At 66.8% G+C, this 16,222-nt stretch carries 16 protein-coding genes and 2 tRNA genes; 7 read left to right on the top strand and 11 right to left on the bottom strand.

What is annotated here, in order from left to right; translation table 11 throughout:
- The first annotated feature begins 297 nt into the window (after positions 1-297).
- The gene (locus tag M2319_RS11440; protein WP_264601583.1) at positions 298-1,830 is read left to right on the top strand and encodes a putative bifunctional diguanylate cyclase/phosphodiesterase; all 1,533 of its coding nucleotides are present in this window, start codon (positions 298-300) and stop codon (positions 1,828-1,830) included.
- Positions 1,831-1,839: 9 nt separating this feature from the next.
- Here M2319_RS11440 and M2319_RS11445 read toward each other — a convergent pair whose 3' ends face one another.
- Both M2319_RS11445 and M2319_RS11450 read right to left on the bottom strand, forming a co-directional pair.
- On the bottom strand, positions 1,840-2,724 hold the full coding sequence (locus M2319_RS11445; RefSeq protein WP_264601584.1) for an NAD(P)-dependent oxidoreductase: 885 nt from the start codon (positions 2,722-2,724) through the stop codon (positions 1,840-1,842).
- A 19-nt stretch (positions 2,725-2,743) separates the two neighbouring features.
- Positions 2,744-3,421: a class I SAM-dependent methyltransferase gene (locus M2319_RS11450; protein ID WP_264601585.1), complete on the bottom strand. Its 678-nt coding sequence runs from the start codon at positions 3,419-3,421 to the stop codon at positions 2,744-2,746.
- Positions 3,422-3,584: 163 nt separating this feature from the next.
- Here M2319_RS11450 and M2319_RS11455 point away from each other — a divergent pair, with 163 nt between their 5' ends.
- Complete coding sequence (locus tag M2319_RS11455) at positions 3,585-4,559, top strand: NAD(P)H-dependent flavin oxidoreductase (RefSeq protein WP_264601586.1); 975 nt, start codon at positions 3,585-3,587, stop codon at positions 4,557-4,559.
- Positions 4,560-4,563: 4 nt separating this feature from the next.
- Here the strand turns inward: M2319_RS11455 and M2319_RS11460 are convergent, their stop codons facing one another.
- Entirely contained in the window at positions 4,564-4,773 is a 210-nt protein-coding gene (locus M2319_RS11460; protein WP_264601587.1) for a hypothetical protein, read from the bottom strand.
- A 211-nt stretch (positions 4,774-4,984) separates the two neighbouring features.
- On the opposite strand from M2319_RS11460, the gene M2319_RS11465 reads away from it, so the two are divergent.
- The gene (locus M2319_RS11465) at positions 4,985-5,908 is read left to right on the top strand and encodes a DMT family transporter (RefSeq protein WP_264601588.1); all 924 of its coding nucleotides are present in this window, start codon (positions 4,985-4,987) and stop codon (positions 5,906-5,908) included.
- Here the strand turns inward: M2319_RS11465 and M2319_RS11470 are convergent.
- The 3 genes from M2319_RS11470 to M2319_RS11480 all read right to left on the bottom strand — a co-directional run bounded on the left by M2319_RS11470 (position 5,901) and on the right by M2319_RS11480 (position 8,354).
- A complete protein-coding gene (locus M2319_RS11470) occupies positions 5,901-6,782 on the bottom strand; it encodes a DMT family transporter (RefSeq protein WP_264601589.1) in 882 nt (293 codons plus the stop codon). The two genes, M2319_RS11465 and M2319_RS11470, sit on opposite strands and share 8 nt — an antisense overlap.
- An 88-nt stretch (positions 6,783-6,870) precedes the next feature.
- The gene (locus tag M2319_RS11475; RefSeq protein WP_264601590.1) at positions 6,871-8,139 is read right to left on the bottom strand and encodes a glycerate kinase type-2 family protein; all 1,269 of its coding nucleotides are present in this window, start codon (positions 8,137-8,139) and stop codon (positions 6,871-6,873) included.
- A gap of 138 nt (positions 8,140-8,277) precedes the next feature.
- Positions 8,278-8,354: transfer RNA gene (locus M2319_RS11480), tRNA-Pro, on the bottom strand.
- A 193-nt stretch (positions 8,355-8,547) separates the two neighbouring features.
- On the opposite strand from M2319_RS11480, the gene M2319_RS11485 reads away from it, so the two are divergent.
- Positions 8,548-8,622, top strand: a tRNA-Gln gene (locus M2319_RS11485).
- 157 nt (positions 8,623-8,779) lie between these two features.
- On the opposite strand, the gene M2319_RS11490 is transcribed toward M2319_RS11485, so the two are convergent.
- The 5 genes from M2319_RS11490 to M2319_RS11510 all read right to left on the bottom strand — a co-directional run bounded on the left by M2319_RS11490 (position 8,780) and on the right by M2319_RS11510 (position 13,663).
- Positions 8,780-9,823, bottom strand: a complete 1,044-nt coding sequence (locus M2319_RS11490; RefSeq protein WP_264601591.1) for a TRAP transporter substrate-binding protein — start codon at positions 9,821-9,823, stop codon at positions 8,780-8,782.
- A gap of 74 nt (positions 9,824-9,897) precedes the next feature.
- Positions 9,898-11,178 carry a TRAP transporter large permease gene (locus M2319_RS11495; protein WP_264601592.1) on the bottom strand — a complete coding sequence of 427 codons (1,281 nt, stop codon included), beginning with the start codon at positions 11,176-11,178 and terminating at the stop codon, positions 9,898-9,900.
- A 5-nt stretch (positions 11,179-11,183) separates the two neighbouring features.
- Positions 11,184-11,687: a TRAP transporter small permease gene (locus M2319_RS11500; RefSeq protein WP_264601593.1), complete on the bottom strand. Its 504-nt coding sequence runs from the start codon at positions 11,685-11,687 to the stop codon at positions 11,184-11,186.
- Between the two features lie 23 nt (positions 11,688-11,710).
- Complete coding sequence (locus M2319_RS11505; RefSeq protein WP_264601594.1) at positions 11,711-12,772, bottom strand: D-TA family PLP-dependent enzyme; 1,062 nt, start codon at positions 12,770-12,772, stop codon at positions 11,711-11,713.
- A 12-nt stretch (positions 12,773-12,784) separates the two neighbouring features.
- On the bottom strand, positions 12,785-13,663 hold the full coding sequence (locus M2319_RS11510; protein ID WP_264601595.1) for a MurR/RpiR family transcriptional regulator: 879 nt from the start codon (positions 13,661-13,663) through the stop codon (positions 12,785-12,787).
- Between the two features lie 188 nt (positions 13,664-13,851).
- Between M2319_RS11510 and M2319_RS11515 the strand changes: the two genes are divergently transcribed.
- From M2319_RS11515 to M2319_RS11525, 3 genes are all read left to right on the top strand, one after another.
- Positions 13,852-14,217 (top strand): RidA family protein, encoded by a 366-nt coding sequence (locus M2319_RS11515; protein WP_264601596.1) that lies wholly within the window; start codon positions 13,852-13,854, stop codon positions 14,215-14,217.
- A gap of 62 nt (positions 14,218-14,279) precedes the next feature.
- On the top strand, positions 14,280-15,416 hold the full coding sequence (locus M2319_RS11520; protein ID WP_264601597.1) for an amidohydrolase/deacetylase family metallohydrolase: 1,137 nt from the start codon (positions 14,280-14,282) through the stop codon (positions 15,414-15,416).
- Positions 15,413-16,207, top strand: a complete 795-nt coding sequence (locus tag M2319_RS11525) for a creatininase family protein (RefSeq protein WP_264601598.1) — start codon at positions 15,413-15,415, stop codon at positions 16,205-16,207. Before M2319_RS11520 ends, M2319_RS11525 begins: the two co-directional genes overlap by 4 nt.
- The last annotated feature ends 15 nt before the right edge of the window (positions 16,208-16,222 follow it).

Raw genomic sequence — 16,222 nt, forward strand, 5'->3', positions numbered from 1 at the left:
TGATCACCGCATCCGCTCCACAGCAAAACACCACCACCGAGACGGGTTTCGAGCCGGCAACGGCATGTTTAACGCGTACAACCGCGCCGAAATGCACGATCCGACACGGAACAATTACAATTTTATCGATTTACAACGTAGAAAAGACACGAATTCAGCGAATAAATCGCATTTATTATTAGATGTAAACCAAAAACAGATAACCTTCATGTAACTAATATTCCATAACATGCCCAAACAAATTGGGCCGAGTCTTCAGCAATGCCACGCGGAACGAGAGCACTGAAACAGCGAGCGGTGATCGACGCCCTTGTCCTGGGCGCCGGCGCGGTCGGGCTGTGGGTGGCCGGGCATCGCCTCGATATCTTCGAGTCCATCGTGGCATTCATCGAAAGCCATGAGGCCTGGGAGCTCGACGAACTCGTCGTCGCCTTCATCGCGCTCGGCCTTGCCGGGTTCATCTACTCGGCCCGGCGGCTCTCCGACCTCAGACATGAATATGGGCGCCGGATGAGGGCGGAGGCCGACGCCAAATGGTCGGCGTGCCACGATGCCCTGACCGGGCTTCCCAACCGGCGTTTCCTGGAAGAGCGGTTTCGCGAGTTGAGCGAGCCGCCGAACCGGCGGCCCTTCGCCCTGTTGCTGATCGACCTCAACGGCTTCAAGCGCATCAACGACCTGCGCGGCCACGACGTCGGCGATCGGCTCCTGGAGACCGTCGCCGAGCGGCTCGTCGAGACGATCCCGAACGGCACCGTCGCCCGCTATGGCGGCGACGAGTTCATGGCCCTCCTGCCCGGCAAGAACCGGGACCAGGCGGCCGAGGTCGCCGATGCGGTCCTCAAGGCGTTCGCCGTGCCGGCCTATATCGACGGCCATCCCTACCGGGTCGGCACGGCGATCGGCATTGCCGGCTATCCCTGCCACACCGACAATGTGGACGATCTGGTCCGGCTCGCCGACATCGCCATGTACCGGGCGAAGACGACGCTCGGCGACGGCGCGATCGTCTTCAATTCCTCCTTCCTGACGGAGCTCCATCGCACCGAAGAGGGCGAGAAGGCGCTTGCCGAGGCGATGCGGCGCGGCCGGATCCGGCCGCACTACCAGCCGCTGATCGACCTTTCCGACGGACGGGTGATCGGCTGCGAGGCCCTGGCGCGCTGGGAGCGGGACGACGGCTCCTTCGTGCCGCCGGGCGAGTTCATCCCGCTCGCGGAGTCCATGGGCGTCATCGACGGGCTGTCCTACGATCTTTTCCGGCAGGCCTGCCGCGACGTCGTCTCCTGGGATGCGCCGCTCTTCCTGTCCTTCAACCTGTCGGCCGTGCAGTTCGAGGACCCTTCGCTCGGGCTCAACATCCTCGCCATCCTCAACGAGACCGGCCTTCCGCCCGCACGGCTGGAGCTGGAAATCACCGAAAGCGTCTTCGTCCACAACGAGGCGACGACGCTTGCCGTCATCGAACAGTTGCAGGCGCTCGGCATCCGCATCGCGCTCGACGACTTCGGCACCGGCTATTCCAGCCTGTCGCGCCTTGCGAACCTGTCGATCGACCGGGTCAAGATCGACCACAGCTTCGTCGGCCGCTGCCTTGAGGACGTGCGCAGCATGAGCGTCGTCAAGGCGATCATCTCGCTGAGCCGGACCCTCGGGCTGTCGGTGACGGCCGAAGGCATCGAGACGCAGCCGCAATATGCCCGGCTGAAGAAGATCGGCTGCAATGTCGGCCAGGGCTTCCTGTTCGGCAAGGCGCTGCCGGCCGCGGACTTCCATCGCCTGCTGCAGGACGCCAACGCCGGCCCCCTGCTGGCGAGCCGGCGGGCGTAGGACGCGGCGTCACCGCGAAAGCCCGTTCCTCTCCTCAAGCCAGAGAAGATAGGCGCTGTGGTCGAGGTCGCCGCCGCCCGGCCTTTCGGCAAGGTCGCGATAGGCGTCGCGCGCCGCCTCCGTCAGCGGCAGGCCGAGACCCGCCGCCTTCGCCGCGGCGACCGCGTTTTCCAGATCCTTGAGCTGCATGCGCACCGCGCCGCCGGGCGTCCAGTTGCGGTCCAGCATGCGCTGCCCGTGGAGTTCCAGGATGCGCGAGGTGGCAAAGCCGCCCATCAGCGCCTCGCGCACCGCCGCCGGGTCGCAGCCCGTCTTTCTTGCCAGTAGCAGACCCTCCGATACCGCGCCGATGGTGACGCCGACGATCGCCTGGTTGACGAGCTTTGCCGCCTGGCCGGCACCGTGGCCGCCGACCCGCGTCGGCCGTCCCATGGCCTCGAACAGCGGCCTTGCCCGGGCGAAATCCCGTTCCGTCCCGCCAGCCATGATGACCAGCGAGGCGGCAATCGCACCGGCCTCGCCTCCGGAGACGGGCGCATCGATATGGGCGTGGCCCATCTGCCCGAGGCGTTCGGCGTGGTCGCGAGCGACGGCAGGCACGATCGACGACATGTCGATGAAGAACGTTGCCGGCCGCACCGCCTCAGCCGCCGCCCCGTCTCCGAAATAAAGCTCCGTGACGGCGCCGCCGTCGGCGACCATGGTGATGACAGCATCGGCGTCGGCGACTGCCTCGGCGACGCTTGCCGCCACGCGGGCGACACCGGCCAGCGCCTCGGCTTTTTCCGCGCTGCGGTTCCAGACCGCGACCTCGAAGCCGGCGGCCGCGATATTGCGGGCCATAGGTGCGCCCATGATACCGGTGCCGAGAAGAGCGACCCGTTTGATGTCCACCACCCCCCCCCATCGATGATCAGGGCCGATCGAATTCCAGAATGAAATTATTGGCCGGCATTTCGTGGATGGCGGCAAGGAACAGGCCGCCGCGCGCCGCCGGCGCCTCGATCTCGGCGATGTCGCGCAGGCCCCAGGACGGGTCCTGCGCCTTCAGCGAGGCATCGAAGCGGGCGTTGCTGTCGGCGGTGTGGAGCCCGCCGCGCGTAAAAGGCCCGTAAAAGAGCAGCGCGCCGCCCGGCTTCAGGTAGCGCCCCGCGGCCGACAGGATGCCGAGGGTCACAGCAAACGGCGCGATGTGGGTGATGTTGATGGCAACGATCGCCGCAAGCTCGCCGAGCGGCGGCTGGGCGTCGCCCTCCAGCGTCCAGTCCGTTGCGGCGGCATCGAGCACGCGTGCGGGCCGGATGTTGGCAAGGCCGGAATGGCGGCGCCAGGCCTCGATGCTCTCCACATGGGCGGGCTCGGCGTCTGTCGGCCACCAGACGAGATCCGGAAAGGTCTCGGCGAAGGCGACGGCATGCTGTCCGGTGCCGCTGGCGATTTCCAGGACGTGCCCCGGCTCGCCGAGCGGCAGCACCTTGCGGGCAACGGCGAGGATCGGATCGCGGTTGCGGTGAAAGGCAGCCGCGTCGAGCCGCGAATCATGGGCGTGCTCGCCGGCGCGTTGGTCGAAGCGCCGCGTCCATTCCGGCATCTCGTGCTTCCCCTCCTGTGTGCCGCGTTTTGCGGTCGTGTCGCCCGACCATAGCAAACCTTGCGGGAAATGCGCGCGAGGTCTTCAAGGATTTCGCCTTTGGCGGCTATAGTCGGCGCCCGTTCCCGGACGCCCGTCCCGTCAAAGCCGCTGCGAGTACCCGATGGCCCTGCCCCCAATCCTCCAAGGTCTTGCCCTTCCCGCCGTCGGCGCGCCGATGTTCCTGATCTCGCGGCCGAAGCTGGTGATCGCCCAGTGCCGGGCCGGCATCGTCGGCTCCTTTCCGGCGCTCAACGCCCGGCCGAAGGAGCTCCTGTCCGATTGGCTGACGGAGATCGCCGAGGCGCTGGACGCCCACAACCAGGCCAACCCGGACACGCCCGCCGCGCCCTTTGCCGTCAACCAGATCGTCCACCGCTCCAATGACCGGCTGATGCATGACCTCGAGGTCTGCGTGGCACACAAGGTGCCGATCGTCATCACCTCGCTCGGCGCCCGCGAAGAGGTCACCGAGGCGGTCCATTCCTATGGCGGCATCGTGCTGCACGACGTCATCAACGACCGGTTCGCGAGAAAGGCGATCGAGAAGGGGGCCGACGGGCTGATCGCGGTCGCCGCCGGCGCGGGCGGTCATGCCGGCACAACGTCGCCTTTTGCGCTTATCCAGGAGATCCGCGCCTGGTTCGACGGGCCGCTGCTCCTGTCCGGCGCCATCGCGACCGGCGGCGCGGTCCTCGCGGCGCAGGCGATGGGCGCCGACCTTGCCTATATCGGCTCGGCCTTCATCGCCTCCGAGGAAGCCGAGGCCGATCCCGCCTACAAGCGGATGATCGTCGAGAGCGCCTCGCCGGACATCGTCTATTCGAACTATTTCTCAGGGGTGCACGGCAACTATCTGAAGCCGTCGGTGCGCAATGCGGGCTTCGATCCCGACGACCTGCCGGACGGCGACGTGACGACCATGGATTTTGCGAGCCGCGAGGCGGCGGGCGGCGACAGGCCGAAGGCGTGGAAGACGATCTGGGGCGCCGGCCAGGGCATCGGCGCCGTCAGGACGATCGCGCCGGCGGGCGAGATCGTCGCCCGGATGACAGCGGAATTTGCGGCTGCGCGGACGCGGCTCTGCGCCGCGCCGTGAGCGGTCAGTGGGTGCGGTTCTTTTCCGCCTCGGCTGCCGCGATCTTCTGGGACAGGGCCTCGCCGTCGGCGGTCAGGAGCACCGCGCCGCGCGCCGTTTGCTCGGCAAACCCTTCCTCGACCAGGCCGTCGCGGACCCAGATCGGCAGCGTGCGGGCCGGATAGTCGCGGTACATTTCCAATAGGATTTCGCGGTAGAGGTTGCCGTTGGCCATGATCGCCCCCATGCCTCAAATTAACCGCCACCAGTTGACGTTAAAAATGGTTAACGAACGGTGAAAGCTTGCCGTCAATGGCGCCATTACTTGCGATTCGCGCGCCGCGTGCAACCGGCGGCATTCCAGTACCGTCGCCTCCTGGGACGCCCTCCTCCACGACCTCACATAGGGCATTCCCTTATGCCCCTTGCGGCCCTAAAACGGGTCAATGACGTCCACCGTTCCGGCCGAGGTCGGCCCCCTTTCCTCCCCCACCCTGCGCGCCACCCTTTGGATGAGCGCTTCCGCCGTCACGCTCGCCGTCAGCGCGGTCCTGATCCGCGCCGCCGGCGAGACGCTCGACACCTTCGTCATCGTCTTTTTCCGCAACCTCATCTCCGTCGTCCTGATGGCGCCGCTGCTGTTCTGGCCGCGGCCGCTCGGCGTCGTTCCGCACCGCCCGAAGCTGCTGATGGCGCGGGCCGTGTTCGCGTTCTTCACCATGTCGATGTGGTTCGGGGCGCTCGCCCACCTGCCGACCGGTGAGGCGGTGGCGCTGAACTTCACCGCGCCGGTCTTCACGACGATCCTGGCCGCCCTCTTCATCGGCGAGCGGGTGCGGCTGCACCGGCTTTCCGCCGTCGCCGTCGGCATCGTCGGCGTGCTCATCATCCTGCAGCCGGGCTTTTCCACCGTCACGGCCTACCACGCGCTGCCGCTCGCGGCGGCGATGACCATGGCGGCCGGCAGCGTGATGATCCGGCAACTGGCCCAGAGCGACCATCCGAACGTCATCATCTTCTACACCAGCCTCTTCGTGATGCCGCTGGTGACCCCCTTCGCCATAGCCAACTGGCAGACGCCGAACGGTACGGAATGGATGCTGCTGATCGCCATCGGCATCACCACGACGCTGACCCACCAGTGCATGACGCGGGCGTTCAAGACGGCGGAGGCGAGCTTCGTTGCCGGCATCAGCTTCCTGCGCCTGCCGCTCGCCGTGCTCGCCGCCTGGCTCGTCTTCGACGAGTGGCCGAAGGGCGCGATCTGGCTCGGCGGGATGATCATCGTCGCCGCCAACGTCTACATCGCCCACCGGGAGCTGACACTCGCCCGGCGCAGCCGCATTTCCGCAGAGAACGACCTCAGCTAGCGGCGGGGCGCGCCCGGCGCTGCTCGGCAAAGACGTTGACGAGGTTGCCGGCGACGATGACGGCGCCGCCGACGAACACCCAGACCTCCAGCGGCTCGCCATAGATGAGGAGCCCGAGGATGGCGATGACCGGCAGCCGCGCGAACTCGATCGGCGCGACGACGGAGGCCGGGGCGCAGGAGAGCGCCATCGTCAGGCAATAGTGGGCGGAGAGCCCGCAGATGCCGACGACGACGACCCAGTGCGCAATGCCGAGCGAGAACATCGACATGCCGCCCGGCAGCGCGCAGGCGAACCCCATCACGCTCTGGCTCGCCGTCATCCAGAACAGGATGCAGAGCGTTGTATCGGTGCGCGACAGGCGCTTGGTGAGCATGGTGTTGAGGGCAAAGCCGAGCGCACAGGCAAGGCCCGCCGCATGGCCCCATTCCAGCGGCACCACGCCCGGCCGGGCGATAATCAGGACGCCGAAGAAACCGCAGACGGCGGCCAGCACCCGCCAGCGCGTCAGCGGCTCCAAAAGGATGAACGGCGCCAGCACGGCGACCCAGATCGGGTTGGTGAACTCCAGCGCCACGAGCTGGGCGAGCGGAATGGTGGCGATGCCGAAGAACCACAGGTTCTGGGCCGAGAAGTGGAAGATGTTGCGCAGGAGATGGAGCCCGGCGCGCTGCGTCTTGACCTCGCCGAACCGCCCGGTGACGGCGATCGCCGCGACGACGATGACGAGGCCGATCACCGAGCGGTAGGCCATCAATTCGAAAGTGTCGAGCTCGGCGGAGATCTCCCGGCCAGCGACGGCCATTGCCGAAAACGAGGCGATGGCGCCGAGCATCCAAAGGGCGGCCGCGAACGGGCGGGAGGCAGCGGTCATGACAAGGTTCCGAAAAGGCCGTGTGGTCGGCGGCGGCAAGCGCGGGCGCCGGACGCAATAGACGGGCGAAAACGTTGGCGGGCGGCCCTCAGCGCACGAGGATGGCCCGGAAATCGTTGACGTTGGTGCCGGTCGGGCCGGGCACGAAGAGGTCGCCGATGCCGTTGAAGGCGGACCAGGCGTCGTTGTCGAGGAGCAGGCGGACCGGGTCGAGGCCGCGGGTGCGCATGCGCGAGGCCGTGCCGCCATCGGCAAAGGCGCCGGCATTGTCCTCCGAACCGTCGATGCCGTCGGTGTCGGCGGCGAGCGCGGAGATGCCCTCAAGGCCGTCGACGACGCGGGCGAAGGAGAGCAGGAACTCCGTGTTGCGGCCGCCCTTGCCGCCGCCGGCGATCGTCACCGAGGTCTCGCCGCCGGAAAGGATCACCACCGGTTTCCTGAACGGGCGGTCCTTCGTGGCCACCTCGCGGGCGAGCGCGGCGTGGAAGCGGCCGGCCTCGCGCGCCTCTCCCTCGATCGCATCGGACAGGATCACCGCCTCCATGCCGACCCGCTGGGCCTTGACGGCGGCAGCCTCCAGGGAGATCGCCGAGGAGGCGATGATCGCCTGGCTGTTGGCGGCAAAGCGCGGATCGTTCGGCTGCGGCGCCGTCTCCTTGCCGGAGCGCAGGAAGTCGAGCGCGGCCGGCGGCAGGCTGATGCCGAATTCCTCGACGGCATTGATGGCATCGGTGCGCGACAGGCCGTCGGGGATGGTCGGGCCGGAGGCGACCAGCGAGGCGACGTCGCCGGGAATGTCGGAGACGATGAGCGTCGCGACCCGGGCCGGCGCTGCGGCCGCGGCGAGCCGGCCGCCCTTGATGCGCGAGAACTGCTTGCGGATGGCGTTCATGGCCGAGATCGGCGCGCCGGAGCGCAGGAGCGCCTGGTTGATGCCGATCTCGTCGGCAAGGGTGAGTCCCTCCGGCGGAGCCGGCAGGAGGGCCGAGCCGCCGCCGCTGATCAGGGCGATGACGAGGTCGTCGGCGGTGAGGCCGGAGACCGTCTGAAGCAGGCGTTCGGCGCCGGCAAGGCCCGATTCGTCCGGCACCGGATGGGCCGCCTCGACGATCTCGATGGACGCGCAGGGCGCGCCGAAGCCGTAGCGGGTGACGACGAGGCCGGAGAGCGGGCCGTCCCAGACCTCTTCCAGCGCTTTTGCCATCTGCGCCGAGCCCTTGCCGGCACCGATGACGACGGTGCGGCCCTTCGGCGGCTTGGGCAGGTGGCGCGCCAGCACCCGGAACGGGTCGGCAGCGTCAACGGCCGCCTCGAACAGTCCGGTCAGAAAAGCCCTGTCGTCATGCGGCCCGGTCATCGCCTTGTCCCCCGACTTCGATTAGAGGACTTCTTTCGCGCGCCGGACGGGTGCCGTCAAGCGGCGCGGGGACAAAGACGCGCGCGAGCGACCGGCGATTGAAACCGGTGATTTAACGGGAATGATTTTGGGGAGAAATGGTCGGAGTGGCAGGATTTGAACCTGCGACCCCCTCGTCCCGAACGAGGTGCGCTACCAGGCTGCGCTACACTCCGATGCCTGCGGAGCCGTCTTATAACGATCGAAATGCGGCCCCGCAAGGGCGAATGACCGGCATCCGCCATACCCGTCACAAACGCGTCAGAATGACCGCGAAAGCTTGCCGGCGCGCTGGGCTCGGCCCATGTTGCAGGGCGTGCCGGAAATCGCTATGAGAGGCGCTCCGGCAATCGCGACAGCGCGATCCGTTGGGGCGTGGCCAAGTGGTAAGGCAGCGGCTTTTGGTGCCGCCATTCGCAGGTTCGAATCCTGCCGCCCCAGCCAGCTTTCCCCCCATCGTCATGCCGCCCCCCTCGCCGCCCTGCCCGGCCATGCCGACCGCCTTGCCGCGGCGCCATCACAGACAAAAAAACCCGGCAGTGAGTGCCACTGCCGGGTTCCAGTTTTCGCCAGTCGGCTCGCGGTCGGCCGGCAGGCGCTGCTATTCCAGATAGGCAGACTCGTTGGCCTTGGTGACTTCCTCCTTGAAGAGGTCGAGGAGCGCGTCGGCCTTGTCGCCGAAGGTCTTTTCGATGTGCTGTTCGAAGGCCGGCTGGGTCACGGAGCGCATCTCGGCGCGCTGCTCCGGCGTCAGGGCGGTGATCTCCAGCGAGGAATTGAGGCCGGCGACGCCGCGGTCGGACGCCTCGATGATGCGCGACAGGCCACGCGAGGCGGCCACGCAGGACTGCGCCGCGTAGCGCAGGATGTCCTTGTTGTGGTCGTCCTGCTTGTCCCAGAAGGTCTTGGAGACCATCAGGATGTAGGGCGAGAACAGATGGTTGGTGAGCGTCATGTAGTCTTGCACCTCGCCGAAATTGGCGAAGGAGATGATCGGTACCGGGTTCATCTGGCCGTCGATCACGCCCGTCTGCATGGCCGAATAGACCTCGCCCCAGGCCAGCGGATAGGCCTCGGCGCCGAGCGCATTGATGATGACCTGGTGCGCCGGCACGGTCATGGTGCGCAGGCGGATGCCCTTGAAGTCGGCCAGGTCCTTGATCGGCTTCTTGGAGTTGGTGACGGCGAAGAACCCGCCGGTGTCGGGATAGCCGAGGACGACCACGTCGCCGAGCTCGGTTTCGATGTCCGCCTTCAGCGCCTTGCCGAACGCGCCGTCGAAGACCTCGTAGGTCGCGGCGTTGTCGGTGAAGGCGAACGGCATGTTGAGGATGTCGATCTTGGGATAGTAGGACGCGATCGCGCCGGTGGAGGCGATGGTCGCCTGGATGACGTCGCTACGCACCATCTGCACCTGCTCGGTGAGGGAGCCGAGCTGGTTGGCCGGATAGACCTCGACGGAAATGCCGCCATTGGTGTCGCTGGTGACGATGCTGGAGAACACTTGCGCGCAGGCATGGCCGGGATTGTCGAACGGATCGCCGCCCTTGTTGTCGTGCGCCAGCTTGAGCGTTTCTGCCTCGGCCGCGGCCGCTGCCCCGAGCATCAATGCGGCGGCGAGGCCGCTCGCGATGAACTTCTTCATTTACACAACTCCATTCTCTGTTGATGGCCCTTGGCGGGCTCGATGGTGATCAGGCTTCTTATTGGGGGTCCGCGTCATGCGAAGCCGAGCAAACGCGGTATCAGCAGCGCCATGTCTTCCCAGAAGGCGAAGAGGATTAGGACCGCGACCTCGGCGACGAGGAACGGCCACAGTTTCATCGCGATGTGTTCCAGCTTCTCGCCGGTCACCGAGGACAGCACGAACAGGCAGGCGCCGACCGGCGGCGTCATCAGCGAGATGTTGAGCGCGATGATGAAGATGATGCCGGCGTGGATCGGCTCCAGGCCGATCTGCAGGGCGATCTGCAACAGCACCGGCGCCAGGATGATCAGGATCGCCGTCACGTCCATGATGGTCCCGATCAGCATCAACAGGCCGATGATCAGGAGAATGAGTATGTAGCGGTTTTCCGAGACCGCGAGCATCGCCTCGGCAATGGCCTGGGGCACGCGGTTGAAGCTCATCCACCAGCCGAGCGTGGAGGCAAAGCCGATGATGACGAAGATGACGCCGCTGACGATCGCGGTGCGCAGCAGCAGCCGGCACAGCACCTTGAAGGAGATGTTGCGGTAGACGAAGACGCCGAGCGCCAGCGCGTAGGCGACCGCGACGGAGGCCGCCTCGGTCGGCGTTACAATCCCGCCGAGGATGCCGCCGAGAATGATCAGGGGCATGATGAGCGCGGCGAGTGATTTAAAGAACGAGCGCATCAATTCGCCGAATGTCGCCCGGGTCTCCGGCTCCGGCAGTTTGTTGCGCTTGGCTCCAAGCGCGATCACCGCCATGCAGACCGCGCAGATGACGAGGCCCGGCAGGATGCCGGCGGCGAACAGGCCGCCGATCGACACGCCCATCAGCGAGCCATAGACGACCATGATGCCCGACGGCGGGATCGTCGGGCCGATGATGGAGCCGGCGGCGGTCACCGCACAGGCATAGTCGCGCCGGTAGCCCTGGCGCACCATTTCCGGAACTAGGGTCTTGCCGAAGGCGGCAGCATCGGCCGTCGCCGCTCCGGTCAGGCCGGCGAACAGCACCGAGGCGACCATGTTGGCGTGGGCCAGCCCGCCGCGGAAATGGCCGACCAGCACATGGGCGAACCGCATCAGCTGCTGGGTGATGCCGACATGGTTCATGATCTCGCCGGCGAGGATGAAGAACGGCATCGCCAGGAACGGAAAGATGTCCAGGCTGTTGAACATCCGGCTCGGCCCCATGGCGAGGAACTGCGGGCCGCCCATCTGCACGATGCCGACGAGACCGGCGATGCCGATCGAAAAGCCGATCGGCGTGCCGATGATGAGCAGAAGGCCGAAGGCGATTGCCACGATCATTGGCTTCAAGCCTCCAGTTTATCGTCGAGGTGATAGCGCCCGAGGTCGCGCACCATGACCAGCGCCATCTGGATCGCCGCCAGTCCGGCCGCTGCCGGAATGGCCGTGTAGGCCGGTGCGAGCGTCATGCCGAAGATCATCGCCTGACGCGTCTGGCCGGACTGGGCGAAGCCGACGCCGAACCAGAACAGGTAGATGAAAAGCATGAGCGTGATGAGGTCGGAGAGCATCAGCACGCCGCGCCGCACCTTCTCCGGCATCAGGTCCGTGAACATGGTCAGGCCGATATGCTCGCGGCGCACGATGCCGGTGGAGATCGCCAGCATCACCGTCCAAATCATCAGGTAGCGGGCGAGCGGTTCGGGCCAGTTGAACTGCCAGTGGAAGTAGTAGCGGTCGATCACCCCGATCCACACGTCGAGGACGAGGGCCGCCATCAGGGCGATGAGAACGACTTCCACCCCCCGGTTGACCCAGTCACTGAGCTTGGCTGCCGCTTGTCTGATCATGGCGCTCCCCTTGGTCCTTCAGGTCAGTCGACGCGACCGCGGGCGGCCACAAGGACCCGTTCCACGGTCCCGTCGCCGGCGACGACATGCACGGCGTCGAAAAGGTTGGTGACCACGCAGGCGTGATTGGGAATGACCTCGAGGCGCTCGCCGATCGCCGGCCGCGCGCCGCAGGCCGAGACATCGACGACGCCGTGCTCCTCGCTGAGGGCGGCGATCCGCGCCTCGGGATAGGCCGGCAGGTATCCGAAGCCGTTAAGGCCGAGCGTGTCGCTCGACAACGTCTTGGAGCCGGCATCGAGGACGACCCGGTCCGCCGTCGGCGCCGAGACCACGGTGGTAAGCACCCGCAGCGCGCAGGCGTCCCAGTCGCAGACACCGCGCGCGACGAGGGAGCGGTCCATGTAGATGTAGGTGCCGGGCCGGTATTCGGTGATGGCGGTCGCCGCTTCGTGGGCCTGCCAGATGTCGGGTGTGCCGCCGCTGGTGACCGCCGGCACATCGAGGCCGGCGTCTTCCAGAAGGCGGCGGGCGTTCGCCAGCCAGTCCGCAGCCTCACGCGGCCTGCCGGCGGGCGGATAGGTCATCAGGCCGCCGAAACGCAGGCCCTCGGCCGCATCGATCCGGCGGGCGAGCGTCAGGGCCTCTTCCGCGCTCTGGACGCCGCAGCGGCCCATGCCGGTGTCGCATTCGACGAGCACCGTGAGCGGCTTTGCCGCGCCGGCGAAGGTCTCGGCATAGCCGGCGACGGCCTCGGCACTGTCGGCGACGACGGCGAGCGTGACGCGCTCGTTCAGCGCCTTCAGGCGCTTCAGCTTGGCGGCGCCGAGGATGTTGAAGGTAAGGAGGATGTCCGTCAGGCCCGCATCGGCCATGACCTCGGCCTCGCCGAGCTTCTGGCAGGTGATGCCGCAGGCCCCGAGCTCGACCTGGCGCGCGGCCAGGCTGGGCAGCTTGTGGGTCTTGATGTGCGGCCGAAGCGTCAGGCCGTGGGCATCGGCATAGTCCTGCGCCCGGCGCAGATTTTCCTCCACGCGGTCGCGGTAGATCAGGACAGCCGGCGTCTCGATGTCGTCCAGTGTCACGTCAGATATCTCCTAGTCGCCTACCGGCCGGCCGGGATCGCTCATGTTGAGGCCGGACAGGCTGATGCGGATCCGGCGCAGCCCTTCCAGCACGCTCGGGCCGATCAGTTCGGCGGTCGTCATGGCGATCAGGTCGATGATGAACAGCAGCGCGTAGCGGCCGGATGTCGGTTTGAAGAGCTGCGTGTCCGGGGCGATGATGAACGGAAGGGCGACATCCGCCTCCTTCGCCAGGTCCGACTCGGGACTGGTGATGGCGACCGTGCGCGCGCCATATTGGCGGGCGATGCCGACGGATTCGATCACCGAATTGGCCTGGCCCGAGGCGGAAATCGCAAAGACGAGGGAGTGCTTGTCGCAGACCGCCGCCGACATGCGCTGCATCTGCCCGTCGGTGTGGCTGACGATGGACAGCCCGAGCCGGAACAGCCGGTTCTGCATCTCCACCGCGCCCATGGAGGACACGCCGCCCGACCCGTAGGCGCAGATATGCTTGGCGTTGACGGCCATTTCCGCCACCGCATTGACGACGCTCATGTCGATGACATCGCGCACGCGCTGCATTGCCGCCGTCGCGCCGTCCGTGACGGCGTCGAGGACGCGGGCGTCGCGCTCGTCGCGCACCAAGGGCTCGGGAAACAGATAGAGCCCGCCGATCGCGAGCACCTGGGCGAGCTGGAACTTGAAGTCACGCACCCCCTCGCAGCCGAGGGCGCGGCAGAAGCGGGTGACCGTCGGCTCGCTGACGCCGGCGCGCAGGGCGATATCCGCGATCGGCGCCTGTGAGGCGTAGGAGATGTCGGCGAGGATGATCTCGGCAAGGCGCTTTTCGGCCTTGCTGCCGTCGGCGGCACATATCCGCAATCGATTGACGATGTCGCCCGTGGTCACGCTGCTGCCCCGACTTTTCTGCCATGGCCCCTGGTTCCAAAAAAGCTTGACCGAAAAAATGAAAAAAAACAACATGAATTTTTGTTGACGATCGACTGAAATGCGCGCTTTTTATCGGGCTTGCATCCTAAATGAAAGAAACTTACGTTCATTTGTCGCACCACATACCCCACTTGGAGACCCCCGAAATGCCCAAAAAAGTGTTCGGAAACGCGGCCGTGCCGCTGTCGCCCGCCGTCCGCGCCGGCGACTTCGTTTTCGTGTCCGGCCAGGTCCCGGCCGATGCCAGCGGCAGCATCGTCGCCGGCGGCATCGAGGCGCAGACGAAGCAGGTGATGGAAAACGTCAAGGCGGCGCTGGCGCTTGCCGGCGCGGAGCTTTCCGACGTCGTCAAGACCACCGTCTGGCTGGAAGACGCGCGCAACTTCGCCGCCTTCAACAAGGTCTATGGCAGCTACTTCCCGAGCGAGCCGCCGGCCCGCACCACGGTGGAATCGCGCCTCATGGCCGAGATCAAGATCGAGGTGGAAGCCGTCGCCTACAAGCCCGAATAGCCGGCACCGGCCGCGCCGCAAGGGGCATCACCCATCAACGACATGCAGTTCTGGATACACAGATGACACTTGATCTCGTCCTCACCGGCGGCCGCGTGGTCGACCCCTCGCAGGGGATCGACCGGATCGCCGATGTCGGCTTTTCCGGCGGCAAGGTGGCCGCCGTCGCAGACGACCTGGCATCGGACGCCCGGGACGTCCGCGACGTTTCCGGCAAGATCGTCACGCCGGGCATTATCGACCTGCACACCCACGTCTATTGGGGCGGCACCTCGCTCGGCATCGACGCGGAGGCGTTCGCGCGCACCAGTGCGGTGACGACCTGCGTCGACACGGGCAGCGCCGGGCCGGGCAATTTCCCCGGCTTCCGCAAGCACGTCATCGAGCCGAGCCAGACCCGCATCCTGGTCTATCTGCACGTCTCCTTCGCCGGCATCTACGGCTTCGATCCCCAGATCATGGTCGGCGAGAGCCACGAGTTCCGGCTGATGGCGCCAGGCCACGCGCGCGAGGTGATCAAGGCCAACCGCGACGTCATCGTCGGCATCAAGGTGCGCGTCGGCCGCCACGCCAGCGGCCCGCAGGGCATCGCGCCGCTCGACGTGGCGCTGGGCCTGTCCGACGAGACCGGACTGCCCGTCATGTGCCACATTGACGAGCCGCCCCCGTCCTACGAGGCGGTGGTCGCCAAGCTGCGCAAGGGCGACGTGCTGACCCATTGTTTCCGCCCGTTCCCCAACACGCCGGTGATGGGCGACGGACGGGTCAAGGACGAGGTCCTGGCGGCGCGCGAGCGCGGCGTCTATTTCGACATCGGCCACGGCATGGGCTCGTTCGCCTACAAGACCGCGCGGGCGATGCTCGCCGCCGGCTTCCCGCCCGACACCATCTCCTCGGACGTGCACGCCTTCTGCCTGAAGGGCCCGGCCTACGACCAGCTCACCACCATGACGAAATTCCTCGGCCTCGGCATGCCGCTTAACGAGGTCGTCGCGCGGGCGACCGCCAGGCCGGCAGAGGCGCTGAAACGGCCTGAACTCGGGACCCTTGCGACCGGTGCCGCGGGCGATGCCTCCATCCTGTCGCTGCAGCCCGGCGAGCACCACCTCGAAGACGTCGTCGGCGAGATCCTGACCGTCGACGAGCGGCTTGTCGCGGAAGGCGTCGTCATCAACGGGCACTGGTGGTATCCGCAATGATCTGGGAGCGGCTCGCCACCACCGACTTTTCGGCCATCGACCGGCGGACGGTCGTCGTGCTGCCGATCGCTGCCGTCGAACAGCACGGCCCGCATCTGCCGCTCTCCGTCGACTGCGATATCGGCCAGCACCTCCTCGCCGCCACCGACGCGGTCGTCGGCGAGGACATGCTGATCCTGCCGCAGATCAAGGTCGCCTGCTCGGAACACCACATGGATTTCGCCGGCACCCTGACGGTGACGCCGGAGGCCTTCCTCATCTATGCGTCCGAGCTCCTGGAATCGGTGATTGCGCACGGCTTTACGCGCATCGTGATCTTCAACAGCCACGGCGGGAACCAGGCGATCGGGCGCGTGCTGACGGACAAGATGGGCGCTGCGCACCGCGATTGCCTGGTCGTCATGGCCACCTGGTGGACCCTGGCATACGCGGCGCTCGTCCCGATCCAGGAAAGCGCGCGCGGCGGCGTCAACCATGCCTGCGAATTCGAGACCTCGCTGATGATGGAGGCGCATCCGGACAGCGTGCGGCACGAGGCCATCAGCGGCATGCAGTGCGCGCCGACCTTCGCCTGGGCGGAGGAGGACATGATGCACACCGCCGGCGCCGGGCTGTTCCGCACCATGTACGACAAGTCGAACGGCACCGGCACGGTCGGCGATCCTTCCTTCGCGACCGCGGAAAAGGGCGCGCGGATCCGCGAGGCGGTGGTCGAGGCTTTCAGCACCGTCATCCGGGACCTCAAATGCGCGGAAGCCGCGCCGCGACCGCCCGCGGTGCTCGGCGGATAACGGGGAGCGACCGGC

Source organism: Rhodobium gokarnense (genome assembly GCF_025961475.1).
Lineage (GTDB): Bacteria > Pseudomonadota > Alphaproteobacteria > Rhizobiales > Rhodobiaceae > Rhodobium > Rhodobium gokarnense.